Below are 26646 nucleotides of genomic sequence, written 5' to 3'. Positions count from 1 at the left end.
AAACGTTCACTGCTGAGACGCAGCAAATTTTTAACGTGGAAAGGCCTGCTGGCAATTACAGATTTTTATCTTCTCATTACGATATTTGGTTTATTTCTGAATTTATGACCGCGATCGGATTTTAAAAAGCGTAACCTATTAATTACATTTGATTCTGGAATGCGCGCCGAAAAATAGTTTGTCTGCGCATTATTTTGCGAGCCAGCGCACAATTGCGCATTATCTCAATAGCAGTGTGAAATAACGTAATTGAGCAACCTCCAATGTCTATTCACTATTACTCCAGAAGCAAGACCACGCCGCATACCCTGATTATGGAGCTCAATATGCAAGCTTATTTCGACCAACTCGATCGCGTTCGTTTCGAAGGCACGAAAACGACCAATCCTTTAGCATTTCGTCACTACAACCCGGATGAGCTGGTGCTGGGTAAGCGCATGGAAGATCACTTGCGCTTTGCCGCCTGCTACTGGCACACCTTCTGCTGGAACGGTGCCGATATGTTCGGCGTGGGCTCTTTTGACCGTCCATGGCAACAGCCGGGCGAGGCCATTGAGCTGGCGAAGCGTAAAGCCGACGTCGCGTTCGAGTTCTTCCATAAGCTGAACGTGCCGTACTACTGTTTCCACGATGTGGACGTGTCGCCGGAAGGGGCATCGCTGAAAGAGTATCTGAACAATTTCGCGCAGATGGTCGACGTACTGGCTGAAAAACAGCAGCAAAGCGGCGTGAAGCTGCTCTGGGGTACGGCTAACTGCTTTACCAATCCTCGCTATGGCGCGGGTGCGGCAACCAACCCGGACCCGGAAGTCTTCAGCTGGGCGGCAACCCAGGTCGTGACCGCGATGAACGCCACGCATCAGTTGGGCGGTGAGAACTATGTACTCTGGGGCGGTCGTGAAGGCTATGAAACGCTGCTGAATACCGACCTGCGTCAGGAGCGTGAGCAGATTGGTCGCTTTATGCAGATGGTTGTGGACCACAAACACAAAATCGGTTTCCGCGGCACGCTGCTGATTGAGCCAAAACCACAGGAGCCAACCAAGCATCAGTATGATTATGATGTCGCCACCGTGTATGGCTTCCTGAAGCAGTTTGGTCTGGAAAAAGAGATCAAAGTGAATATTGAGGCTAACCACGCTACCCTGGCGGGCCACTCGTTCCATCACGAAATTGCCTCTGCGATTGCGCTGGGCATCTTCGGCTCTGTCGATGCTAACCGTGGTGATCCACAGCTGGGCTGGGATACCGACCAGTTCCCGAACAGCGTGGAAGAGAATGCGCTGGTGATGTACGAGATCATCAAAGCGGGCGGTTTCACCACCGGCGGCCTGAACTTCGACGCCAAAGTGCGTCGCCAGAGCACCGACAAATACGATCTGTTCTACGGGCATATTGGCGCGATGGACACCATGGCGCTGGCGCTGAAAGTAGCGGCCCGTATGATTGAAGACGGTGAGCTGGATAAGCGCGTGGCGAAGCGCTACAGCGGCTGGAACAGTGAGCTGGGCCAGCAAATTTTGAAAGGTCAGTTATCGCTTGCGGAGATCGCGAAGTACGCTGAACAGCATCAGCTTGCGCCGCAGCATCAGAGCGGCCATCAGGAGCTGCTGGAAAACCTGGTCAATCACTACCTGTTCGATAAATAACAGCATCCAGGCCCGGTAAGCGCAGCGCCACCGGGCATTTTCGTCAAAGGAGCCACCACATGTATATCGGGATCGATCTTGGCACGTCGGGGGTGAAAGCCATCCTGTTAAGCGAGCAGGGCGATGTATTAGCCACGCAGACTGAAAAGTTGCAGGTTTCACGTCCGTATCCGCTTTGGTCGGAACAAGATCCGGAGCAGTGGTGGCAGGCGACAGAGCGTGCGATGAAAGCCTTAGGCGAGCAGCATAGCCTGCGCGACGTGAAGGCGCTGGGCATTGCCGGGCAAATGCATGGCGCAACGTTGCTGGATAGTCAGCATCGCGTTCTGCGCCCGGCTATTCTCTGGAACGATGGCCGCTGTGCGGCAGAGTGCGCGATCCTTGAGGAGCGTGTGCCTGCATCCCGTGAAATTACGGGCAACCTGATGATGCCCGGTTTTACCGCGCCAAAACTCCTGTGGGTGCAGCGCCATGAGCCTGAGATTTTTCGTCAGGTGGCGAAGGTTCTGTTGCCGAAAGACTACCTGCGTTTTCGCATGACGGGGGATTTTGCCAGCGACATGTCTGACGCCGCGGGCACGATGTGGCTCGACGTGGCGAAACGGGACTGGAGCGAGGCGATGCTGGATGCCTGCCAGCTGACGCGCGACCATATGCCTGCGCTGTTTGAAGGCAGTGAAATCACGGGGGCTTTACAGCCTTCTGTTGCTGAACGCTGGAACATGCCAGCCGTACCTGTCGTTGCCGGCGGCGGCGATAATGCGGCGGGTGCGGTCGGCGTGGGGATGGTCGAGGCAGGGCAGGCCATGCTCTCACTCGGTACCTCCGGCGTCTATTTTGCCGTCAGTGACGGGTATCGTAGCAACCCTGGAAGCGCCGTACACAGCTTCTGCCACGCGTTGCCGGGTAAATGGCATTTGATGTCGGTGATGCTGAGCGCGGCTTCCTGCCTCGACTGGGCGGCAAAGCTAACCGGAATGGCGGACGTCCCGGCGCTTATCACAGCGGCAAAGCAGGCAGATGATAATGCCGGTGCGGTTTGGTTTTTACCGTACCTTTCCGGCGAGCGGACGCCGCATAACAACCCGGAAGCGAAAGGGGTGTTCTTCGGTCTTACCCATCAGCACGGCCCGGCAGAGCTTGCGCGCGCGGTGCTTGAAGGCGTTGGCTATGCTCTGGCGGACGGAATGGATGTCGTGCATGACTGTGGACTGACGCCATCCAGCATTACGTTAATTGGCGGCGGTGCACGAAGCAGCTACTGGCGGCAAATGCTTTCCGATATCAGCGGGTTGCAGCTGGACTATCGTACGGGAGGCGATGTCGGCCCGGCGCTCGGTGCGGCACGGCTGGCGCAAATTGCGCTGAACCCGGATAAACCACTGCACCAGCTTTTGCCCCAGCTGCCGCTTGAACGGCAGCATCGTCCTGATGCGAAAAATCATGCTCGCTATGCTGAAAGACGAGACGTGTTCCGCAAAATCTATCAGCAGCTTTTGCCGCTAATGTCATAAACAGGAGCCGGGTGGCGCTAACGCTTACCCGGCCTACCAGCCTTCAACCGGGTTAGCTTACAAACCTGCGCGTATCGATTCTTTGCAGCAACATTGACAGCAGCAGGCTGACAACCAGCGTAACGGTAAATATCCAGACAATATCCAGCACCGGCCAGCTTTTAAGCTCAACGCCGCGGGTGCGCAGGGCGTGGATCACCAGCGCGTGAAAACCGTAAATGCCCAGCGAGTGGCGAGAGATAAACCCCAGCACCGGAAGCGGGCGGGCATTCAGGGTGTTTTTAACCAGCGTCAGCAGAGAGATCGCGCAGATAAAGACCATCGGCCCGCAGTAGAGATACCAGGTATCGGCAAAGTTGCCGCGCCATTGCAGCTCATGCAGCGTCCCGCGAGAGATAATAAACACACCGACGAGAAACGCGGCCGCGCATAGCCAGTTTATTCCTCGCTTTTGCGTCTCCAACATGCCAATGGCGCGCCCCAGCATGCCGTACAGCACGTAATAAAACGTATCCCCGGTGATATAAAGGTTAACGGGCAGCCATTCAAAGCCATCAATTTTCTGTGAAACGGTATTCGGGTTGGCCACGATCCCGATTATTACCATCAAGGCCAGCAGCATTTTACCGCTGACGTTTTTTACCTGAATTAACGGTGACACCAGATAGATAACGATTATCGCGAAGAAAAACCACAGATGATAGAACACCGGTTTTTGCAACAAATTGAGCAGGGAACGTTCAGCGTTAATTGAAGTGAACAGGATGATATAGAGCAGCGAAATGGCGCTGTAAAACAGCAGACAGGAGACAATACGGATGAAATGTCTTGGCTGCGCGCTACGCTCGCCAAAAAAGAGAAAACCGGAAATCATAAAGAACAGCGGGACGCTCACGCGGGAGGCCGAGTTCAGAATATTGGCGACATCCCAGTTAACAGGGCTGATACTGTGCGCGTTCGTGACATACCAGGTCGTTGTGTGGATCATCACCACCATCAGACAGGCTATTCCCCGCAGGTTATCAATCCAGTTAATTTTTGACTGCATCAGTTCCTCTGTATTCCTGATAAAAAAAGTGTGACTGCGATTGTGTAAAACTTTTCCCTTGGAAAATTCTGAGTTTAGCCAGGCTAACTTGTAGGGAGCTGGCGAGATTCGCAGAATGACGGACTTTAATCTATAAACGTGTTGCTACTAAAAATAACAGCCACTGACCAGGGCGGTAATAAAAATGATGATGAAGCGTGGGGTGTCACTCTTTCTGTTGCTCTTATTAACAGGATGCAGTGCTTCTGAGGAGATACCTGTCCAAAAAGCGCAGCAGGGGAAAATGAGCCCGGAGCGTTCCCTGAATATGGAACAGCTGTGCAGGGATCAGGCGGCTCACCGCTATAATTCCGAAGCACAGAAAATTCATATAAACGGCTTCGAGCGCTTTCAGGGCAGCTATGAACTGAAAGGCTATACGGCGCGTAAAGAGGGCTTTGTCTGCTCTTTTGATGCAGACGGCCAGTTTTTACATCTCTCAATGCGTTAAATTGCTCGTATAAGCAGCAACCAGAGCCTTCGCAGGTTCTGGCTGTAGGGCTTATTCCCCAATTTTCCCTAAACAACCCCGTTTCGTACTGTATATCTTGCAGCCAGCGGGTATACTGATCCCTTCCATTTAAAACCACACGTATCCAGCACGAAATACTATGCAAAAGTTTGATACCAAGACCTTCCAGGGCCTGATCCTGACCTTACAGGATTACTGGGCTCGTCAGGGCTGCACCATTGTTCAACCTTTGGACATGGAAGTTGGCGCAGGCACCTCACACCCGATGACCAGCCTGCGCGCGTTAGGGCCAGAGCCAATGGCGACCGCCTATGTGCAGCCATCCCGTCGTCCGACCGATGGCCGTTACGGCGAAAACCCGAACCGTTTGCAGCACTACTATCAGTTCCAGGTGGTGATTAAGCCATCACCCGACAACATTCAGGAACTGTACCTCGGGTCACTGAAAGAGCTGGGTATGGATCCAACCATTCACGACATTCGTTTCGTGGAAGATAACTGGGAAAACCCAACGCTGGGTGCCTGGGGTCTGGGTTGGGAAGTGTGGCTGAACGGCATGGAAGTGACCCAGTTCACTTACTTCCAGCAGGTTGGCGGTCTGGAATGTAAACCGATTACCGGCGAAATCACCTATGGTCTGGAACGTCTGGCCATGTACATTCAGGGCGTAGACAGCGTTTACGACCTGGTCTGGAGCGACGGCCCGCTGGGTAAAACCACCTACGGCGACGTGTTCCATCAGAACGAAGTGGAGCAATCCACCTATAACTTCGAATACGCGGACGTGGACTTCCTGTTCACCTGCTTCGAGCAGTACGAGAAAGAAGCCCAGCAGCTGCTGGCGCTGGAGACTCCGCTGCCGCTGCCTGCCTACGAGCGTATTCTGAAGGCTGCCCACAGCTTCAACCTGCTGGATGCCCGCAAAGCGATCTCCGTGACTGAACGTCAGCGCTACATTCTGCGTATTCGTACCCTGACCAAAGCCGTTGCAGAAGCTTACTACGCGTCCCGTGAAGCCCTTGGCTTCCCGATGTGCAACCGAAACAAATAAGAGGCGGCCATGTCTGAGAAAACTTTCCTGGTGGAAATCGGCACTGAAGAGCTGCCACCAAAAGCCCTGCGCAGCCTGGCTGAATCTTTCGCTGCGAACGTCACTGCTGAGCTGGATAACGCTGGCCTGGCGCACGGTAAAATTGAGTGGTTTGCTGCGCCGCGTCGTCTGGCGCTGAAAGTGGCAAACCTGGCGGCGTCCCAGCCGGATCGCGAAGTTGAAAAACGTGGCCCGGCCATTGCTCAGGCGTTCGACGCGGAAGGCAAGCCGAGCAAAGCGGCAGAAGGCTGGGCGCGCGGCTGCGGCATCACCGTTGATCAGGCTGAGCGTCTGACCACCGACAAAGGTGAATGGCTGCTGTACCGTGCCCATGTGAAAGGCGAAAGCGCCGAAGCGCTGCTGCCTGACATGATCGCGACCTCGCTGGCAAAATTGCCGATTCCTAAGCTGATGCGCTGGGGCGCGTCCGACGTACACTTTGTGCGTCCGGTTCACACCGTGACCCTGCTGCTGGGCGATACCGTTATCCCGGCGACCATTCTGGGCGTGGCGTCCGATCGCGTGATCCGCGGCCATCGCTTTATGGGCGAGTCGGAGTTCACTATCGACAATGCTGACCAGTACCCGCAGATCCTGCTGGAGCGCGGCAAGGTCATTGCTGACTACGAACAGCGTAAAGCCAAAATCAAAGCGGACGCAGAAGACGCGGCGCGCAAAATTGGCGGTAATGCCGATCTGAGCGACAGCCTGCTGGAAGAGGTGACTTCGCTGGTCGAATGGCCGGTTGTACTGACCGCGAAATTCGAAGAGAAATTCCTGGCCGTTCCGGCAGAAGCGCTGGTTTACACCATGAAGGGTGACCAGAAGTACTTCCCGGTTTACGCCAACGACGGCAAGCTGCTGCCAAACTTCATCTTCGTGGCGAATATCGAATCGAAAGATCCGAGCCAGATTATCTCCGGTAACGAGAAAGTGGTGCGTCCGCGTCTGGCGGATGCCGAGTTCTTCTTCAATACCGACCGTAAAAAACGTCTGGAAGACAACCTGCCGCGTCTGCAAACCGTACTGTTCCAGCAGCAGCTGGGTACGCTACGCGACAAGACCGACCGTATCGCGGAGCTGTCCGGCTGGATTGCCCGTGAAATTGGCGCCGACGTTAACCACGCTACCCGTGCGGGCCTGCTCTCCAAGTGCGACCTGATGACCAACATGGTGTTCGAATTTACCGACACTCAGGGCGTGATGGGTATGCACTACGCGCGTCACGATGGCGAAGCGGAAGACGTGGCGGTAGCCCTGAACGAGCAGTATCAGCCGCGCTTTGCCGGTGACGATCTGCCGTCTAACCCGGTTGCCTGCGCCGTGGCGATTGCCGATAAGATGGACACCCTGGCGGGTATCTTCGGTATCGGTCAGCATCCGAAAGGCGACAAAGACCCGTTCGCGCTGCGTCGTGCTGCGCTGGGCGTGCTGCGAATCATCGTAGAGAAGAACCTCAACCTCGATCTGCAAACGCTGACCGAAGAAGCGGTACGTCTGTACGGCGATAAGCTGACCAACGCGAAGGTTGTGGATGATGTTATCGACTTTATGCTCGGTCGTTTCCGCGCGTGGTATCAGGACGAAGGTTACTCCGTTGATACCATTCAGGCGGTGCTGGCGCGTCGTCCGACCCGTCCGGCAGATTTCGATGCGCGTATGAAAGCGGTATCCCACTTCCGTACGCTGGAAGCGGCGTCTGCGCTGGCCGCGGCCAACAAGCGTGTATCCAACATCCTCGCGAAATCCGACGAAACGCTGAACGAGCGCGTCAACGCTGCAACCCTGAAAGAGCCGGAAGAGATTTCTCTGGCGATGCAGGTTGTGGTGCTGCGCGACAAGCTGGAGCCGTATTTCGCGGAAGGTCGCTACCAGGAAGCGCTGGTGGAGCTGGCGGAGCTGCGTGACATCATCGACGCCTTCTTCGAGAAAGTGATGGTGAACGTGGAAGATAAAGAGCTGCGGATTAACCGTCTCTCAATGCTTGAGAAACTGCGTGAGCTGTTCCTGCGCGTGGCGGATATTTCGCTGCTGCAATAACGTAAAAAACCCGCCCCTGACAGGCGGGAAGAACGGCAACTAAACTTTTTCTCTTCGTAGGCCGGGAAAGCGTAGCGCCTCCCGGCAAAAGCCCGATGGCGCGATGCTTATCGGGCCTACGTTACTTTGAGATACTTTTTCTTTACACCCTCTCAAACACCGTCGCGATACCCTGACCCAACCCGATACACATCGTTGCCAGACCAAACTGGGCATCTTTGCGTTCCATCAGGTTAATCAGCGTGGTACTGATACGCGCCCCGGAGCAGCCCAGCGGGTGACCGAGGGCGATCGCGCCGCCATTGAGGTTAATCTTCTCGTCGATCTGATCCATCAGCCCCAGATCTTTAATGCACGGCAGGATCTGCGCGGCGAACGCTTCGTTCATCTCAAAGAGATCGATATCACTTGCGCTCAGCCCCGCTTTTTTCAGCGCCAGTTTTGATGCCGGAACCGGGCCGTAGCCCATGATGGAAGGATCGCAGCCCACGACCGCCATCGAACGCACGCGGGCGCGTGGCGTCAGGCCTAATTCGCGGGCGCGGCTTTCGCTCATCACCAGCATCGCGGCGGCACCGTCGGACAGGGCAGACGAGGTGCCCGCCGTTACCGTGCCGGTGACCGGATCAAACGCCGGACGCAGGGTAGAAAGCGCTTCGACCGTGGTTTCCGGGCGGATAACTTCGTCGTAGCTGAACTGCTTCAGTACGCCGTCTGCGTCGTGACCGCCGGTTGGGATGATCTCATTCTTAAAGGCACCAGACTGCGTGGCGGCCCAGGCGCGGGCATGCGAGCGTGCGGCAAACGCATCCTGCATCTCACGGCTGATGCCGTGCAGACGGGAGAGCATCTCGGCGGTCAGGCCCATCATACCGGCGGCTTTCGCCACGTTGCGGCTCATGCCAGGATGGAAATCGACCCCGTGGCTCATTGGCACGTGGCCCATGTGTTCCACGCCGCCCACCAGACAGGCCTGCGCATCGCCGGTCATGATCATCCGCGCCGCGTCGTGCAGCGCCTGCATCGACGAACCGCAAAGACGGTTGACGGTGACGGCCGGAACCGAATGCGGGATCTCCGCCAGCAGGGACGCGTTACGGGCAATGTTGAAGCCCTGCTCCAGCGTCTGCTGCACGCAGCCCCAGTAGATATCGTCCAGCGCTGCTGGGTCCAGCGCCGGGTTACGCGCCAGCAGGCTACGCATCAGGTGCGCGGAGAGATCTTCCGCGCGCACGTTACGGAACGCACCGCCTTTTGAACGGCCCATCGGGGTGCGAATCGCATCAACAATGACAACCTTTTCCATTGTGACTCCTTAAGCCGTTTTCAGTTCGCCAACCGGACGGGCTGGCTCAACTGCTGGGTAGTAGGGTTCGTTATGGCGCGCTTTGTTACGCAGCCCTTCCGGCACCTCATAAAGCGGGCCGAGGTGCTGGTACTGCTGAGCCATATCGAGATAGCGGGCGCTGCCGAGCGTATCCAGCCAGCGGAACGCGCCTCCGTGGAACGGAGGGAAGCCGAGGCCGTACACCAGCGCCATATCCGCTTCTGCCGGGCTGGCGATAATGCCTTCTTCGAGGCAGCGCACCACTTCGTTGATCATCGGGATCATCATCCGGGCGATGATCTCATCGTCAGTGAAGTCGCGTTTCGGCTGACTGACGTCGGCCAGCAGGCCATCCACCGCCGGATCTTCTTCTTTTTTCGGTTTGCCTTTGCTGTCTTCTTTATAGCGCCAGAAGCCCAGACCGTTTTTCTGACCAAAGCGGTTGGCGTCGAACAGGGCGTCAATGGCGTCGCGATAGTCTTTCTGCATGCGCTGCGGGAAGCCCGCCGCCATCACCGCCTGCGCGTGATGGGCAGTGTCGATGCCGACAACGTCCAGCAGATACGCCGGGCCCATCGGCCAGCCGAACTGTTTTTCCATCACTTTGTCGATTTTGCGGAAGTCTGCGCCGTCGCGCAGCAGCTGGCTGAAACCGGCGAAGTACGGGAACAGCACGCGATTAACGAAGAAGCCCGGGCAGTCGTTAACCACGATCGGCGTTTTGCCCATCTTGCTCGCCCACGCCACCACTTTGGCGATGGTTTCGTCGGAGGTTTTTTCCCCACGGATCACTTCGACCAGCGGCATGCGGTGCACCGGGTTAAAGAAGTGCATCCCGCAGAAGTTTTCCGGACGCTTCAGCACGCTCGCCAGTTCGCTGATCGGAATGGTGGAGGTGTTAGAGGCCAGCACGGTTTCCGGACGCACCTTGTCTTCGGTTTCGGCCAGCACCGCTTTTTTGACTTTCGGGTTCTCGACGACCGCTTCAACCACCACGTCCACACGGTCGAAACCGCTGTATTCCAGCACTGGCTGGATGGTGGAGATCACGCCTGCAAGCTTCAGACCGTCAATTTTGCCGCGCTCAAGCTGTTTATTCAGCAGCTTGGCCGCTTCGGTCATGCCCAGCGTCAGGGATTTCTCGTTGATGTCTTTCATCACCACCGGCACGCCTTTCCAGGCAGACTGGTAGGCGATGCCGCCCCCCATAATGCCCGCGCCGAGTACCGCCGCGTGTTTTGGCGTTTCAACGTTTTTGGTGAGTTGTTTGGCTTTGCCTTTCACGAACTGATCGTTAAGGAAGATACCAACCAGCGCGCGGGCTTCGTTGGTGTGCGCCAGCGGGACAAAGCTCTGGTTTTCAAGCTTCAGAGCGTCATCACGGCCCAGACGGGCTGCCGCTTCAATGGTTTTCACCGCCGTGATCGGCGCCGGGTAGTGTTTACCCGCCGTCTGCATCACCATGCCTTTGGCGATGGTGAAGCTCATGGTGGCTTCAATTTTGCTGAGCTTTAATGGCTCCAGCTTTGGCTGACGTTTGGCTTTCCAGTCGAGATCGCCGTTAATCGCCTGACGCAGAATGGCGATAGCACCCTCAATCAGTTTTTCAGGCTTAACCACGCCGTCCACCAGGCCGATTTTCTGCGCCTGTTCTGCGCCGACATCTTTACCCGCGGCAATGATCTCCAGCGCGCTGTCGGCACCCAGCATGCGCGGCATACGCACGGAACCGCCAAAGCCCGGCATGATGCCCAGCTTGGTTTCCGGCAGGCCGATGCGCAGGTCCGGCGTCGCCAGACGGTAGTCGGTCGCCAGCACGCACTCGCAGCCACCGCCCAGCGCGTAGCCGTTAACGGCGGAAAGGGTCGGGACAGGCAGATCTTCCAGACGATTAAAAACGCTGTTGGCAAAGTGCAGCCACTGGCTCAGCTGTTCTTCGGGCACCAGGAACAGCGACAGGAATTCGGTGATATCCGCGCCAACGATAAAGGCCGCTTTGTTGGAGCGCAGCAGCAGCCCTTTCAAATCTGATTGCTTTTCAAGTACATCCAGCGCCTGGCCAAGACTGGCCACCGTCGCGGTATCAAGCTTGTTCACTGAGCCGGGGGCATCGAACACCAGTTCGGCAATGCCATCTTCCAGCCAGTCTACGTACAGGGTGTCGCCTTTGTAGAGCATGTCGGTCTCCTGAATCCAGCAATTGGATCTGGTCATACCAGATGAAACGGAGTGTGGAATTTATGTTAATAAAATGCAAATTAGTCATTAAGAAATTGCTGCGCTGATCACGGTCGGTGGAAATCACGCAGCCGGAGTGAGGTGTGCTAAGATGCGATGACTTGAGGTCAAAAAAACGAAAGGAAGAATGATGGACTCACTGGCTTCGCTTTATAAAAATCATATCGTTACCCTACAGGAACGTACCCGCGATGTACTGGCCCGCTTCAAGCTGGATGCCCTGCTGATCCACTCCGGCGAGCTGATGAATACTTTTCTTGATGACCATGCTTATCCCTTCAAGGCTAACCCGCAGTTTAAAGCCTGGGTGCCTGTCACGCAGGTTCCAAATTGCTGGCTGCTGGTGGATGGCGTGAACAAGCCGAAACTGTGGTTCTACCTGCCGGTCGATTACTGGCACAACGTGGAGCCGCTGCCGACCTCATTCTGGACCGAAGAAATTGACGTGATTGCGCTGCCAAAAGCAGACGGCATTGGCAGCCAGCTGCCAGCGGCGCGCGGCAACATCGGCTACATTGGTCCGGTTCCTGAGCGTGCGCTGGGTCTGGATATTCCGGCAGATAAACTCAACCCGAAAGGCGTGCTGGATTATCTGCACTACTATCGCGCCTACAAGACCGACTACGAACTTTACTGCATGCGTGAAGCGCAAAAAACGGCGGTGAATGGCCACCGTGCGGCGCACGAAGCGTTCCAGTCCGGTATGAGCGAGTTCGATATCAATCAGGCTTACCTGACGGCGACCGGCCACCGCGATACCGACGTGCCGTACAGCAACATCGTGGCGCTGAATGAACATGCCTCAGTTCTGCACTACACCAAACTTGATCATCAGGTTCCGGCTGAGATGCGCAGCTTCCTGCTGGATGCGGGGGCTGAGTACAATGGCTATGCGGCAGACCTGACCCGTACCTGGGCGGCGAATGCGGACACCGATTTTGCGCAATTGATCAAAGACGTGAACGACGAACAGCTGGCGCTGATTGGCACCATGAAGGCCGGAACCAGCTACGTGGATTATCACATCCAGTTCCATCAGCGCATCGCTAAACTGCTGCGTAAGCATCAGATTGTCAAAGACATGAGCGAAGAGGCGATGGTTGAGAACGATCTGACCGGGCCATTTATGCCGCACGGTATCGGCCACCCGCTGGGTTTGCAGGTTCATGACGTCGCGGGCTTTATGCAGGATGATACCGGTACGCACCTGGCGGCGCCGTCTAAATATCCTTATCTGCGCTGCACCCGCGTTCTGGCGCCGCGTATGGTATTGACCATCGAGCCGGGCATCTACTTTATTGAATCCCTGCTGGCGCCGTGGCGCGAAGGGCAATTCAGCAAGCACTTCAACTGGGAGAAAATTGAAGCGCTGAAGCCGTATGGCGGCATTCGTATCGAGGATAACGTGGTTATTCACGAGAACAGCATTGAGAACATGACGCGAGATCTGAAGCTGGCCTGATGGAAAGCTGGCTGATACCGGCCGAGCCGGTCACCTTTGTTGAGGAAATCAAGAAAAGCCGCTTTATCACGCTGTTGGCGCATACCGACGGCGTGGAGGCGGCGAAGGCGTTTGTCGAGTCCGTCCGCGCGCAGCACCCCGATGCCCGCCATCACTGTGTGGCGTGGGTCGCGGGGCCGCCAGACGACTCACAGCAGCTTGGGTTCTCTGACGACGGTGAACCGGCGGGTACGGCCGGAAAACCGATGCTCTCCCAGTTGATGGGCAGCGGCGTGGGTGAAATCACCGCCGTCGTGGTCCGCTACTACGGGGGCATTTTGTTAGGCACCGGAGGGCTGGTTAAAGCCTATGGAGGTGGTGTCCAGCAGGCGCTTAATCTGCTGATAACAACCCGCAAAACGCCACTTACGGAATATACTTTGTTATGCGATTACGCCCAGCTATCGGGTATCGAAGCACTGCTTAAACAGTTTAACGGTGTCATCGCACACAGTGATTATCAGGCAATGGTGCAATTACGCGTGGCGCTTCCTCAGGCGGAACTGGCTGCTTTTTCAGCAAAACTCGCTGATTTTAGTCGCGGTTCATTGCAATTACTGCCGATTGAAGAATAATCCCCACCTCACAATTTTGAATACCTAAGGAAGCGGCAGAGATGCATTTTCGTGCCATTACCCGAATCGTTGGATTGCTGGTCATACTTTTCTCCGGGACAATGATCATTCCCGGACTGGTGGCGCTCATCTACCGGGACGGCGCGGGGCGTGCATTTACGCAAACCTTTTTTGTCGCGCTGACGATTGGCTCCCTGCTGTGGTGGCCAAACCGCCGTGAGAAAGGTGAACTGAAATCCCGGGAGGGGTTTCTGATTGTGGTCCTGTTCTGGACGGTACTGGGAAGCGTGGGTGCGCTGCCGTTTATCTTCTCCGAACAACCGAATCTCACCGTCACGGATGCGTTTTTTGAATCGTTCTCTGGATTAACGACCACCGGGGCTACCACGCTGGTGGGGCTGGATTCGCTCCCGCATGCGATTCTCTTTTACCGGCAGATGCTCCAGTGGTTCGGCGGTATGGGGATCATCGTCCTGGCGGTGGCTATCCTGCCGATTCTGGGCGTCGGGGGGATGCAGCTTTACCGGGCGGAGATGCCCGGCCCGCTGAAAGATAACAAGATGCGCCCGCGTATTGCGGAGACGGCGAAAACCCTGTGGCTTATCTATGTCCTGCTGACGGTGGCCTGCGCGCTGGCGCTGTGGTTTGCCGGGATGCCTGCGTTTGATGCCATTGGGCATAGCTTTGCGACTATTGCTATCGGCGGGTTCTCCACCCACGACGCCAGCGTCGGCTACTTCGACAGCCCGACAATCAATACCATCATTGCCATCTTTCTGCTGATTTCAGGCTGTAACTACGGTCTACACTTCTCGTTGCTTAGCGGACGGAGCCTGAAGGTGTACTGGCGCGACCCGGAATTCCGGATGTTTATTGGCGTCCAGCTGACCCTGGTGGTTATCTGTACCTTGGTACTGTGGTTCCACGATGTTTATAACTCGGCGGTCACGACCCTGAACCAGGCCTTCTTCCAGGTGGTATCGATGGCGACAACCGCTGGTTTCACCACGGACAGTATTGCGCGTTGGCCATTGTTCCTGCCGGTGCTGCTGTTGTGCTCTGCGTTTATCGGCGGTTGCGCCGGGTCAACGGGCGGCGGTCTGAAGGTGATCCGCATCCTGCTGCTGTTCAAGCAGGGGAACCGTGAGCTGAAACGTCTGGTCCACCCGAATGCGGTTTACAGTATTAAGCTGGGGAACCGCGCGCTGCCGGAGCGCATCCTCGAAGCGGTGTGGGGATTCTTCTCCGCTTATGCACTGGTCTTTATTGTCAGTATGCTGGCGATTATCGCCACGGGCGTGGATGATTTCTCTGCCTTCGCCTCTGTGGTGGCAACGTTAAACAACCTGGGGCCGGGGCTGGGCGTCGTGGCGGATAACTTCGCCAGTATGAACCCGGTGGCGAAGTGGATCTTAATCGCCAATATGCTGTTTGGGCGTCTTGAGGTCTTTACGCTGCTGGTGCTGTTTACCCCAACATTCTGGCGTGAGTAAGGAGACATTGGTGAAAACGTTAATTCTTTTCTCAACGCGTGACGGACAAACGCGTGAGATTGCTTCATATCTGGCTTCTGAACTCAAAGAGCTGGGCATTTATTCTGATGTGGTGAACCTGAATCGCACAGAGCAGATTGCCTGGCAGGATTACGACCGCGTGGTCATTGGCGCTTCAATTCGTTACGGCCATTTCCATCCGGCGCTGGATCGCTTTGTGAAAAAGCATACGGCGGAGCTCGCTCAACTGCCTGGCGCGTTTTACTCGGTCAACCTGGTTGCCCGTAAAGCGGAGAAGCGTACGCCGCAGACCAACAGCTATACGCGCAAGTTTTTGCTAAGTTCGCCATGGCAGCCCGATATCTGTTCTGTCTTTGCTGGCGCGCTGCGTTACCCGCGTTACCGCTGGTATGACCGCTTTATGATCCGCCTGATCATGAAAATGACGGGCGGGGAAACGGATACGCGTAAAGAAGTGGTTTATACCGACTGGGCCCAGGTCGCCAGTTTTGCCCGTGAAATTGCGCGTTTAACGGACGATGCGCGGGATAAATAAGCGTTGAGTTTGAAAAGTGAGCGAACGGAAAGTTTTTTGTATTTAGTGCTTGTCACTTCAGAAGAACTCCCTATAATGCGCCTCCACTGACACGGAACAACGGCACGCAAGCCGCCGGGTCAGCAGAGAAAAGCAAAACAAACGCTTGACTCTGAAGCGGGAAAGCGTAATATGCACACCCCGCGCCGCAGCGAAAACGAAGCGGCACTGCTCTTTAACAATTTATCAGACAATCTGTGTGGGCACTCAAAGTGACATGGATTCTTAATGTCCTCGGACACTAAATGAATACCAAGTCTCAACGAGTGAACACGTAATTCATTACGAAGTTTAATTCATTGAGCATCAAACTTTTAAATTGAAGAGTTTGATCATGGCTCAGATTGAACGCTGGCGGCAGGCCTAACACATGCAAGTCGAACGGTAACAGGAAGCAGCTTGCTGCTTCGCTGACGAGTGGCGGACGGGTGAGTAATGTCTGGGAAACTGCCTGGTGGAGGGGGATAACTACTGGAAACGGTAGCTAATACCGCATAACGTCGCAAGACCAAAGAGGGGGACCTTCGGGCCTCTTGCCATCGGATGTGCCCAGATGGGATTAGCTAGTAGGTGGGGTAACGGCTCACCTAGGCGACGATCCCTAGCTGGTCTGAGAGGATGACCAGCCACACTGGAACTGAGACACGGTCCAGACTCCTACGGGAGGCAGCAGTGGGGAATATTGCACAATGGGCGCAAGCCTGATGCAGCCATGCCGCGTGTATGAAGAAGGCCTTCGGGTTGTAAAGTACTTTCAGCGGGGAGGAAGGCGATAAGGTTAATAACCTTGTCGATTGACGTTACCCGCAGAAGAAGCACCGGCTAACTCCGTGCCAGCAGCCGCGGTAATACGGAGGGTGCAAGCGTTAATCGGAATTACTGGGCGTAAAGCGCACGCAGGCGGTCTGTCAAGTCGGATGTGAAATCCCCGGGCTCAACCTGGGAACTGCATTCGAAACTGGCAGGCTAGAGTCTTGTAGAGGGGGGTAGAATTCCAGGTGTAGCGGTGAAATGCGTAGAGATCTGGAGGAATACCGGTGGCGAAGGCGGCCCCCTGGACAAAGACTGACGCTCAGGTGCGAAAGCGTGGGGAGCAAACAGGATTAGATACCCTGGTAGTCCACGCCGTAAACGATGTCGACTTGGAGGTTGTGCCCTTGAGGCGTGGCTTCCGGAGCTAACGCGTTAAGTCGACCGCCTGGGGAGTACGGCCGCAAGGTTAAAACTCAAATGAATTGACGGGGGCCCGCACAAGCGGTGGAGCATGTGGTTTAATTCGATGCAACGCGAAGAACCTTACCTACTCTTGACATCCAGAGAACTTTCCAGAGATGGATTGGTGCCTTCGGGAACTCTGAGACAGGTGCTGCATGGCTGTCGTCAGCTCGTGTTGTGAAATGTTGGGTTAAGTCCCGCAACGAGCGCAACCCTTATCCTTTGTTGCCAGCGGTTAGGCCGGGAACTCAAAGGAGACTGCCAGTGATAAACTGGAGGAAGGTGGGGATGACGTCAAGTCATCATGGCCCTTACGAGTAGGGCTACACACGTGCTACAATGGCGCATACAAAGAGAAGCGACCTCGCGAGAGCAAGCGGACCTCATAAAGTGCGTCGTAGTCCGGATTGGAGTCTGCAACTCGACTCCATGAAGTCGGAATCGCTAGTAATCGTGGATCAGAATGCCACGGTGAATACGTTCCCGGGCCTTGTACACACCGCCCGTCACACCATGGGAGTGGGTTGCAAAAGAAGTAGGTAGCTTAACCTTCGGGAGGGCGCTTACCACTTTGTGATTCATGACTGGGGTGAAGTCGTAACAAGGTAACCGTAGGGGAACCTGCGGTTGGATCACCTCCTTACCTTAAAGAACCTGCCTTTGTAGTGTCCACACAGATTGTCTGATGAAAAACAGCAGTAAAAAACCTCTACAGGCTTGTAGCTCAGGTGGTTAGAGCGCACCCCTGATAAGGGTGAGGTCGGTGGTTCAAGTCCACTCAGGCCTACCAAATTTTTGCTGATGCTGCGTTGCGGCGACATTCACATACATAAGTATGCTTCGTGTCACCACGCCTTGCCTCAACAAAAATTACCGGTACAGAGGTGACTACGATGGGGCTATAGCTCAGCTGGGAGAGCGCCTGCCTTGCACGCAGGAGGTCTGCGGTTCGATCCCGCATAGCTCCACCATCTTTTACTGCGAACACAAGAAAACTTCAGAGTGAACCTGAAAAGGTGCACTGCGAAGTTTTGCTCTTTAAAAATCTGGATCAAGCTGAAAATTGAAACGACACACAGCTCATGTGTGTTCGAGTCTCTCAAATTTTCGCAATCAGAAGTGAAACATCTTCGGGTTGTGAGGTTAAGCGACTAAGCGTACACGGTGGATGCCCTGGCAGTCAGAGGCGATGAAGGACGTGCTAATCTGCGAAAAGCGCCGGCGAGGTGATATGAACCTTTGACCCGGCGATGTCCGAATGGGGAAACCCAGTGCAATCCGTTGCACTATCGTTAACTGAATACATAGGTTAACGAGGCGAACCGGGGGAACTGAAACATCTAAGTACCCCGAGGAAAAGAAATCAACCGAGATTCCCCCAGTAGCGGCGAGCGAACGGGGAGCAGCCCGGAGTCTGAATCAGCTTGTGTGTTAGTGGAACGGTCTGGAAAGTCCGACGGTACAGGGTGATAGTCCCGTACACGAAAATGCACATGCTGTGAACTCGAAGAGTAGGGCGGGACACGTGGTATCCTGTCTGAATATGGGGGGACCATCCTCCAAGGCTAAATACTCCTGACTGACCGATAGTGAACCAGTACCGTGAGGGAAAGGCGAAAAGAACCCCGGCGAGGGGAGTGAAAAAGAACCTGAAACCGTGTACGTACAAGCAGTGGGAGCCTCTTTATGGGGTGACTGCGTACCTTTTGTATAATGGGTCAGCGACTTATATTCTGTAGCAAGGTTAACCGTATAGGGGAGCCGAAGGGAAACCGAGTCTTAACTGGGCGTTAAGTTGCAGGGTATAGACCCGAAACCCGGTGATCTAGCCATGGGCAGGTTGAAGGTTGGGTAACACTAACTGGAGGACCGAACCGACTAATGTTGAAAAATTAGCGGATGACCTGTGGCTGGGGGTGAAAGGCCAATCAAACCGGGAGATAGCTGGTTCTCCCCGAAAGCTATTTAGGTAGCGCCTCGTGAACTCATCTTCGGGGGTAGAGCACTGTTTCGGCTAGGGGGCCATCCCGGCTTACCAACCCGATGCAAACTACGAATACCGAAGAATGTTATCACGGGAGACACACGGCGGGTGCTAACGTCCGTCGTGAAGAGGGAAACAACCCAGACCGCCAGCTAAGGTCCCAAAGTCATGGTTAAGTGGGAAACGATGTGGGAAGGCACAGACAGCCAGGATGTTGGCTTAGAAGCAGCCATCATTTAAAGAAAGCGTAATAGCTCACTGGTCGAGTCGGCCTGCGCGGAAGATGTAACGGGGCTAAACCATGCACCGAAGCTGCGGCAGCGACACTTATGTGTTGTTGGGTAGGGGAGCGTTCTGTAAGCCGTTGAAGGTGTGCTGTGAGGCATGCTGGAGGTATCAGAAGTGCGAATGCTGACATAAGTAACGATAAAGCGGGTGAAAAGCCCGCTCGCCGGAAGACCAAGGGTTCCTGTCCAACGTTAATCGGGGCAGGGTGAGTCGACCCCTAAGGCGAGGCCGAAAGGCGTAGTCGATGGGAAACAGGTTAATATTCCTGTACTTGGTGTTACTGCGAAGGGGGGACGGAGAAGGCTATGTCAGCCGGGCGACGGTTGTCCCGGTTTAAGCATGTAGGCGGAGGTTCCAGGTAAATCCGGTACCTTATTAACGCTGAGGTGTGATGACGAGGCACTACGGTGCTGAAGTGATAAATGCCCTGCTTCCAGGAAAAGCCTCTAAGCATCAGGTAACACGAAATCGTACCCCAAACCGACACAGGTGGTCAGGTAGAGAATACCAAGGCGCTTGAGAGAACTCGGGTGAAGGAACTAGGCAAAATGGTGCCGTAACTTCGGGAGAAGGCACGCTGATGTGTAGGTGAAGCCCCTGCGGGTGGAGCTGAAATCAGTCGAAGATACCAGCTGGCTGCAACTGTTTATTAAAAACACAGCACTGTGCAAACACGAAAGTGGACGTATACGGTGTGACGCCTGCCCGGTGCCGGAAGGTTAATTGATGGGGTTAGCGGCAACGCGAAGCTCTTGATCGAAGCCCCGGTAAACGGCGGCCGTAACTATAACGGTCCTAAGGTAGCGAAATTCCTTGTCGGGTAAGTTCCGACCTGCACGAATGGCGTAATGATGGCCAGGCTGTCTCCACCCGAGACTCAGTGAAATTGAACTCGCTGTGAAGATGCAGTGTACCCGCGGCAAGACGGAAAGACCCCGTGAACCTTTACTATAGCTTGACACTGAACACTGGTCCTTGATGTGTAGGATAGGTGGGAGGCTTTGAAGCGTGGACGCCAGTCTGCGTGGAGCCAACCTTGAAATACCACCCTTTAATGGCTGGTGTTCTAACGTAGACCCGTAATCCGGGTTGCGGACAGTGTCTGGTGGGTAGTTTGACTGGGGCGGTCTCCTCCCAAAGAGTAACGGAGGAGCACGAAGGTTGGCTAATCCTGGTCGGACATCAGGAGGTTAGTGCAATGGCATAAGCCAGCTTGACTGCGAGCGTGACGGCGCGAGCAGGTGCGAAAGCAGGTCATAGTGATCCGGTGGTTCTGAATGGAAGGGCCATCGCTCAACGGATAAAAGGTACTCCGGGGATAACAGGCTGATACCGCCCAAGAGTTCATATCGACGGCGGTGTTTGGCACCTCGATGTCGGCTCATCACATCCTGGGGCTGAAGTAGGTCCCAAGGGTATGGCTGTTCGCCATTTAAAGTGGTACGCGAGCTGGGTTTAGAACGTCGTGAGACAGTTCGGTCCCTATCTGCCGTGGGCGCTGGAGAATTGAGGGGGGCTGCTCCTAGTACGAGAGGACCGGAGTGGACGCATCACTGGTGTTCGGGTTGTCATGCCAATGGCACTGCCCGGTAGCTAAATGCGGAAGAGATAAGTGCTGAAAGCATCTAAGCACGAAACTTGCCCCGAGATGAGTTCTCCCTGAGACCTTGAGTCTCCTGAAGGAACGTTAAAGACGATGACGTTGATAGGTCGGGTGTGTAAGCGCAGCGATGCGTTGAGCTAACCGATACTAATGAACCGTGAGGCTTAACCTTACAACGCCGAAGGTGTTTTGGCGAAGAGACAGACACGATTTTCAGCCTGATACAGATTAAACAGAATTTGCCTGGCGGCTTTAGCGCGGTGGTCCCACCTGACCCCATGCCGAACTCAGAAGTGAAACGCCGTAGCGCCGATGGTAGTGTGGGGTCTCCCCATGTGAGAGTAGGGAACTGCCAGGCATCAATCAAGTGAAGAGGCCATCCGGAAGGATGGCCTTTTTGCGTTTCTGCACCTGCTTCCTTTCCATAAACAAATCACCTATCCCCCCATATATACGGTAAACTATCCCGGTTTTTGCATCAGGATAGCGTCTATGAATCACTCCCTTAAGCCCTGGAATACCTTTGGTATTCAACGGAATGCTAATCAAATTGTACGTGCCGACAGTGCTCAGCAGTTGCTGAATGCATGGCAAAACGCAACAGAAAACGGTGAACCCGTACTTATTCTGGGCGAAGGAAGTAATATCCTGTTTCTCGATGATTTTGCGGGGACGGTAATCGTCAATCGCATCATGGGGATTGAGCGTAAAGAGAGCGCTGACAGCTGGCATTTACACGTGGGTGCTGGCGAGAACTGGCACCATCTGGTGCAATATACCCTTGAAAAAGGGATGCCAGGGCTGGAAAACCTGGCTCTGATCCCGGGCTGTGCAGGATCATCTCCTATTCAAAACATCGGTGCCTACGGCATCGAACTGAAACACGTCTGCGAATATGTCGACTGCATCGAACTCGCGACCGGAACGGCGAAGCGCCTGACCGCAGAGCAGTGCCGCTTTGGCTATCGCGACAGCATTTTCAAGCACGACTATCAGGATCGTTTCGTCATTGTGGCCGTTGGCCTGCGCCTGGCGAAAGCCTGGAAACCCGTTCTGACTTACGGCGATCTGACCCGTCTCGACCCGGCTACCGTCACACCGCGTGAGGTATTTGATTCCGTATGCCACATGCGAATGACCAAGCTCCCGGACCCGAAAGTAAACGGAAATGCGGGTAGTTTCTTCAAAAACCCGGTGATCAGCAGCGAAAATGCAAAAGCGTTTCTCGCCGGCTGGCCAACGGCCCCGCATTATCCTCAGGCGGATGGTAGCGTGAAGCTGGCCGCAGGCTGGCTTATCGATCAGTGTGAATTAAAAGGTACGACTCTTGGTGGCGCTGCTGTTCATCGTCAGCAGGCGCTGGTACTGATCAACCAGTCCAACGCGACAAGTGAGGATGTCGTCAACCTGGCGCATCATGTTCGCCAGCGCGTGGGCGAAAAATTCAACGTCTGGCTGGAGCCTGAAGTTCGCTTTATTGGCCGAACGGGCGAAGTGAATGCCGTGGAGACCATTGCGTGAAGGACAATACTATCCCGTTAACTCTCATCGGTATCCTTGCCGATGGCGAGTTTCATTCTGGCGAGCAGCTGGGCGAACAGCTGGGCATGAGCCGTGCTGCGATCAATAAGCATATTCAAACGCTCCGCGACTGGGGCGTGGATGTGTTTACGGTGCCGGGAAAAGGCTACAGCCTGCCGGAACCGATCCAGTTACTGAATGAAGAGGTCATCCGCAGCCAGATTGGGCACGGTAACGTCGCGGTATTGCCGGTCATTGATTCGACGAACCAGTATCTGCTGGATCGCCTGAGCGAGCTGAAATCCGGTGATGCCTGCGTTGCCGAGTACCAACAGGCAGGGCGTGGCCGCCGGGGGCGTAAGTGGTTCTCACCATTTGGCGCCAACCTCTACCTTTCCATGTACTGGCGGCTTGAACAGGGGCCAGCTGCGGCCATCGGGCTGAGCCTGGTCATCGGCATTGTGATGGCAGAGGTGCTGCACGATCTGGGTGCCGATCAGGTGCGGGTAAAATGGCCCAACGATCTGTATCTCAACGATCGAAAGCTGGCGGGGATCCTGGTTGAACTGACGGGAAAAACAGGCGATGCCGCACAGATCGTCATTGGGGCGGGACTGAACATGGTGATGCGAAACGTGCAGAACGATGTCGTGAACCAGGCCTGGACCAACTTGCAGGAAGCGGGGATCACCATCGATCGCAATACGCTTGCCGTCCGCATGATCAATGAGTTGCGTAGTTCGCTGACGCTCTTTGAACAAGAGGGGTTAGCGCCATTCCTGTCCCGCTGGGAAAAGCTGGATAACTTTATTAACCGACCGGTGAAGCTGCTGATTGGAGATAAAGAAATTTACGGCACATCACGCGGCATTGACGCGCAGGGCGCGTTGCTTCTTGAACAGGATGGCGTGATTAAGCCCTGGGTGGGCGGTGAAATTTCGTTACGAAGTGCGGAGTAACCCTCTCCCCACAGGGGAGAGGGTGTAGCAGGTCATCACTGCGGATACGGCACCCAATCCCCGGCATTCAGTCGGACATAAGGCTTATTCTGATACTGGATCACCACCGCATTGGCGTTTTCCGATACCTCCGCCGTTTGCGGCAGCCCGCTGGTGAGTTGATCCCAGTTCACGCTATCTTCCACAAACAGCTTACCGTCTACAGCGCGAGCAACCAGTTCCGAGATAGCCAGATAGCTGCTTGGCTGGGTGATTTCAATGGGCGCTCCCTGATGCGGCGCCTTCATGCCAAAGAACTTAATCCCGGCCGGAACGTTAGTGATGGACGGGCTTGGGATATCGCGCAGACCAGACACCTGCATCCTGTCGCCTTTCAGCGCCCCTCCGTGTTCTGGTGCTACCACCACCATCACTTTGCGACCTGATTTTTCCAGCTCGTTGAAGAACGCGTTCAGCTCGTCAAAGAACTTCTGAGCACGGGCCTTATAATCGGCCGTTTTACTCACGCCGGGATAATGGTTCCCGTCGTGCAGCGGCAGCGTGTTATAGAACGTCGCACTACGTGTCCCTTCCTCTTTGCCGACGGTATCTAACCAGCGCTGAAGCACGGCGGTATCGTCATACACTGGCGAGCCATCAAAGCCCAGCAACGTTACCGGCAGCCCTTTCTGGTCCATCAGCGGGGCCTGCATGCCACCCTGTTCACGCACTTCTTTCAGGAAGTTACCGAACTGACCGTTATGGCCCATCATCAGGTGCTGGGTAAAGCCCAGTTTTGCGAGGTTATCAAACAGATAACACTGGTTAGCTGCCGGCTGGTAGAGGTTCTTATGCGAAGGCTGTCCGCAGCTGGCGCGCAGCAGGCGGATAGCCGCCGGGCCGCTGTACGACGTGGCCGAGTTGAAGTCCTTAAACTGAATATCGAAATGCGACCACAGCGGGTGCGACATCAAACCAGCCGCGTCAACGTCAGCCCAGGACAGAGAACAGATGTTAATGACCAGCAGCTCAAACGGCTGAGCATCGGCAGGCAGCGCGTCCGGGAATTTCGTCTGACGCTTATCTTCCGCAGCGTAAAAACTGGAGAGCCACGCGTTCAGGTTAGTGGATGTCGGCGGTGCAGTCTGCGCAGGAATATCCCCAACCACAGGCGTATCCCCTGCTGTCGCAACGGTCGCGGCGGCGGAACCGCCCGTGGTGGTAACGGTTGTTGTCGGCTGACCGGCTGGCCACAGCGAGAAGCTCGGGCCCGTCAGCGTCAGCACGTTTAGCCAGATCATAATTGCGACGACAAACACCGTCACCCGGATCCACTGAGACAGGAACAGCCAGGCGACCAGCAGGACAAATACCGCGCCAATCATCTGCCAGTTAATAAAGCGCTCAACCAGATCGAGCATATAGTCCGCACTGAAACCTGCGACCTGGGAGCCCTGGCTCATGATGCTTTCAGGGCCGGGCAGCCAGGTATCATGCCAGAACAGGGCGAAACCGATGGGGATAGCGACCCAGTGACGTATACGGTGCAGCCTGAGGTTCGGGATTGGCATCAGCAGGAATGCCATAAACACCAGGTTAAGCAGAGGGTGGAAATTAAGATAGCCTGCCCACAGCAGACCAAACTTCACCAGAAAGTAGAAATTCCAGCCGGACAGGCCGCGCCAGTATTGCCAGAGTGGCGATGGCGCCGAAGAGGTATAGGTAGAATTAGTCATGTTTTCGGTTTGCCTTGACGTTCGGAGCGCGAGTCAGTGTTCCGGCGGGTTTAATATAGCGAGGTTTGACGAACAGTAATCTGATCGTATCGCGAATACGGCGCAGGGAATGGCGTGCATAGTAGCCAAGCGGCAAAAAAATCAGCGCGCACAGAACAACCAGTTGGATGATATCGCTGATATTCATAATGGCGCGCTCTCCTTGTTCTCATCCAGTAAGCGTAGCGGCTCGGGTACCCGTCGCCAGACATGCCCGTCATGTTTCGCGTTCAGAACCGGTTTGGCGCCGCTTGTGACAGGCAACGGTTTGGCCCACTTTTCAGGTGGCAGGGCACGCATCTGGACAAGCTCAGCCGCGATCAGGTTATCTTCAAACCAGACCATACGGTTCGAGAAGATATCCGCGGTAGGAAGCGGGAAGATATGGTTAAGCGCAGTATCCAGATCGTTCACCCGGCAGAAGGAGAGGAACAGCACCAGGCGGTTATCGCCAATGGTCATGATGTCCCCGATACGGTTAGGGCGGCACAGAGTAAGCGCCTGCTCAACGCGAATACCCGGCACGGGGCGCAGGGCAACCATCACCCCTTTTCCGTCTGCCGGTAACAGCGTATTGCTCATCATGTTGCCCACCGCATCGCAGAAGGTGTCCCATTTCTGGTAGCCGCGCAGTTTCATCGGCTGCGTCATTGAAAGCAGGGTGCTGATATCTTCCGGAACATGTCGATTAAACTGCTGGCCCTGGATGCTTTCGATCAGCGTCAGACAGCGCGACAGGGGAGCATTCCACGGAATGACCATATTCGCGCCGCAGCCCAGTAATAAGCGCTCATCGGTGGCGCGCAGGCTGGTATTATTTTCACGCACCACAATTTTTAACGCGCTGCCGCGCTGGCGACGTAATGTGTGAATGTGCCTTGCCAGCGTTTCGATTTGGTTATTCTGGATCAACGAGAAGATAATAGTCGCCGCCTGCGTGGTGCGCGCCTCATCAAATAAGGCTTCATTGGTATCGAACAGTGACCAGTGCTCAGACAGTGCAGGCGCACCTTCCAGTACCGCAATATGGCTCAGAACACGTTTTTCATCACTGCGTGGCTGAACTACCGTCTCTTCCTGTTGAGCAAGATGCCACTCATCCCCGACTTGTTTGAGTGTAAGTTGTTGTCGGGAGCTCACCCCTTTTTCATTGCACCAGAAAGCCACGTCGTAAAGATGGCTGTCGGTCTGGACCCGAATACTGGCCAGGCCATAGAGAGAACGGTATTCACTCATTAAAAGTGAAAAAAGCTTGTCATTATTACTGCCTGGGTTAACAACCAATAAGGTGCAATTTTGATTTTTTGCCCATCTGTTGATTCTTTCCAGCCATTTCAGCAGCTTTTCAGACGGTATATTTTGCAGGCCATCATTAGAGCATTTTAGAATCAGTAAATAGTGTTCAGGAACAATAGAACACTGAATATCGTGGGGTAAAAAGTATAGACTGTCAGCTTCCGCAGGCATGGAAAATAATCGTACTGTCTGGGGTCCACGGTCACTGTCGAGTCTGATGATTGACTTCGGCTCTTCGCCCATCGTAATGACGGCCACGCGGGAATCCTTCCCCTGCGCCGCTATCGTCTGGTTTACCAGACTGATGGCATCTTCATTACGATCCGTATTAACCCACCAGACTCCTCCGACTGGCATGTGGCGCAATTCGTCCCATAATGACTGGATGCCAATAGAAAATATGGAGTCCACGGTGTCCCTCTTTTCGTCGAATTTCTATGTCTCT

Annotated in this window: 17 protein-coding genes, 2 tRNA genes and 3 rRNA genes; 16 read left to right on the top strand and 6 right to left on the bottom strand. The window is 55.0% G+C overall.

Annotation, left to right across the window (positions count from 1 at the left end; genetic code table 11):
• The first annotated feature begins 326 nt into the window (after positions 1-326).
• On the top strand, positions 327-1649 hold the full coding sequence (gene xylA / locus AC4OVU_RS21315; protein WP_026080557.1) for a xylose isomerase: 1323 nt from the start codon (positions 327-329) through the stop codon (positions 1647-1649).
• A gap of 59 nt (positions 1650-1708) precedes the next feature.
• Positions 1709-3163, top strand: coding sequence for a xylulokinase (xylB, locus tag AC4OVU_RS21310; protein ID WP_103269657.1), 1455 nt, complete (start codon positions 1709-1711; stop codon positions 3161-3163).
• Between the two features lie 52 nt (positions 3164-3215).
• Here xylB and AC4OVU_RS21305 read toward each other — a convergent pair whose 3' ends face one another.
• Positions 3216-4211, bottom strand: coding sequence for an acyltransferase (locus tag AC4OVU_RS21305; protein WP_045911885.1), 996 nt, complete (start codon positions 4209-4211; stop codon positions 3216-3218).
• A gap of 184 nt (positions 4212-4395) precedes the next feature.
• On the opposite strand from AC4OVU_RS21305, the gene AC4OVU_RS21300 reads away from it, so the two are divergent.
• From AC4OVU_RS21300 to glyS, 3 genes are all read left to right on the top strand, one after another.
• Complete coding sequence (locus AC4OVU_RS21300) at positions 4396-4701, top strand: YsaB family lipoprotein (RefSeq protein ID WP_017693801.1); 306 nt, start codon at positions 4396-4398, stop codon at positions 4699-4701.
• Between the two features lie 160 nt (positions 4702-4861).
• A complete protein-coding gene (gene glyQ, locus AC4OVU_RS21295) occupies positions 4862-5773 on the top strand; it encodes a glycine--tRNA ligase subunit alpha (protein WP_003860141.1) in 912 nt (303 codons plus the stop codon).
• Positions 5774-5782: 9 nt separating this feature from the next.
• Positions 5783-7852: a glycine--tRNA ligase subunit beta gene (glyS, locus tag AC4OVU_RS21290; RefSeq protein WP_110292779.1), complete on the top strand. Its 2070-nt coding sequence runs from the start codon at positions 5783-5785 to the stop codon at positions 7850-7852.
• A gap of 142 nt (positions 7853-7994) precedes the next feature.
• Here the strand turns inward: glyS and fadA are convergent, their stop codons facing one another.
• Together fadA and fadB are read right to left on the bottom strand one after the other, a co-directional pair.
• Positions 7995-9158 carry an acetyl-CoA C-acyltransferase FadA gene (gene fadA, locus AC4OVU_RS21285; RefSeq protein ID WP_000416981.1) on the bottom strand — a complete coding sequence of 388 codons (1164 nt, stop codon included), beginning with the start codon at positions 9156-9158 and terminating at the stop codon, positions 7995-7997.
• 9 nt (positions 9159-9167) lie between these two features.
• The gene (fadB, locus tag AC4OVU_RS21280; RefSeq protein ID WP_110292778.1) at positions 9168-11357 is read right to left on the bottom strand and encodes a fatty acid oxidation complex subunit alpha FadB; all 2190 of its coding nucleotides are present in this window, start codon (positions 11355-11357) and stop codon (positions 9168-9170) included.
• A 190-nt stretch (positions 11358-11547) separates the two neighbouring features.
• Between fadB and pepQ the strand changes: the two genes are divergently transcribed.
• From pepQ to birA, 11 genes are all read left to right on the top strand, one after another.
• Entirely contained in the window at positions 11548-12879 is a 1332-nt protein-coding gene (gene pepQ / locus AC4OVU_RS21275) for a Xaa-Pro dipeptidase (RefSeq protein ID WP_110292777.1), read from the top strand.
• On the top strand, positions 12879-13493 hold the full coding sequence (locus AC4OVU_RS21270; protein WP_015572737.1) for an IMPACT family protein: 615 nt from the start codon (positions 12879-12881) through the stop codon (positions 13491-13493). Before pepQ ends, AC4OVU_RS21270 begins: the two co-directional genes overlap by 1 nt.
• 41 nt (positions 13494-13534) lie before the next feature.
• Positions 13535-14986, top strand: a complete 1452-nt coding sequence (gene trkH, locus AC4OVU_RS21265; RefSeq protein WP_006808591.1) for a Trk system potassium transporter TrkH — start codon at positions 13535-13537, stop codon at positions 14984-14986.
• A gap of 10 nt (positions 14987-14996) precedes the next feature.
• Entirely contained in the window at positions 14997-15542 is a 546-nt protein-coding gene (gene hemG / locus AC4OVU_RS21260; protein WP_017382603.1) for a menaquinone-dependent protoporphyrinogen IX dehydrogenase, read from the top strand.
• 355 nt (positions 15543-15897) lie between these two features.
• Positions 15898-17439, top strand: a 16S ribosomal RNA gene (locus AC4OVU_RS21255).
• Between the two features lie 70 nt (positions 17440-17509).
• Positions 17510-17586: transfer RNA gene (locus AC4OVU_RS21250), tRNA-Ile, on the top strand.
• Positions 17587-17691: 105 nt separating this feature from the next.
• Positions 17692-17767, top strand: a tRNA-Ala gene (locus tag AC4OVU_RS21245).
• 170 nt (positions 17768-17937) lie between these two features.
• Positions 17938-20843 (top strand): 23S ribosomal RNA (locus AC4OVU_RS21240).
• Between the two features lie 70 nt (positions 20844-20913).
• Positions 20914-21029: ribosomal RNA gene (gene rrf, locus AC4OVU_RS21235) — 5S ribosomal RNA — on the top strand.
• The 16S, 23S and 5S rRNA genes sit together here with 2 tRNA genes alongside, the layout of an rRNA operon.
• Positions 21030-21163: 134 nt before the next feature.
• The gene (murB, locus tag AC4OVU_RS21230; protein ID WP_110292657.1) at positions 21164-22192 is read left to right on the top strand and encodes a UDP-N-acetylmuramate dehydrogenase; all 1029 of its coding nucleotides are present in this window, start codon (positions 21164-21166) and stop codon (positions 22190-22192) included.
• On the top strand, positions 22189-23151 hold the full coding sequence (gene birA / locus AC4OVU_RS21225) for a bifunctional biotin--[acetyl-CoA-carboxylase] ligase/biotin operon repressor BirA (RefSeq protein WP_017384195.1): 963 nt from the start codon (positions 22189-22191) through the stop codon (positions 23149-23151). Before murB ends, birA begins: the two co-directional genes overlap by 4 nt.
• 35 nt (positions 23152-23186) lie before the next feature.
• Here the strand turns inward: birA and bcsG are convergent, their stop codons facing one another.
• The 3 genes from bcsG to bcsE are packed head-to-tail and all read right to left on the bottom strand — an operon-like array spanning position 23187 to position 26612.
• Positions 23187-24866: a cellulose biosynthesis protein BcsG gene (gene bcsG / locus AC4OVU_RS21220; RefSeq protein WP_110292656.1), complete on the bottom strand. Its 1680-nt coding sequence runs from the start codon at positions 24864-24866 to the stop codon at positions 23187-23189.
• Positions 24859-25053: a cellulose biosynthesis protein BcsF gene (gene bcsF, locus AC4OVU_RS21215; RefSeq protein ID WP_017384193.1), complete on the bottom strand. Its 195-nt coding sequence runs from the start codon at positions 25051-25053 to the stop codon at positions 24859-24861. The genes bcsG and bcsF overlap by 8 nt, the downstream gene beginning before the upstream one ends.
• Positions 25050-26612: a cellulose biosynthesis c-di-GMP-binding protein BcsE gene (gene bcsE / locus AC4OVU_RS21210; protein ID WP_110292655.1), complete on the bottom strand. Its 1563-nt coding sequence runs from the start codon at positions 26610-26612 to the stop codon at positions 25050-25052. Before bcsE ends, bcsF begins: the two co-directional genes overlap by 4 nt.
• Positions 26613-26646: the final 34 nt, after the last annotated feature.

The organism is Enterobacter sp. 6722112 (genome assembly GCF_058661685.1).
Note: the sequence above shows the minus strand (reverse complement) of the source record. Positions and strands in the feature narration are given on the sequence as shown.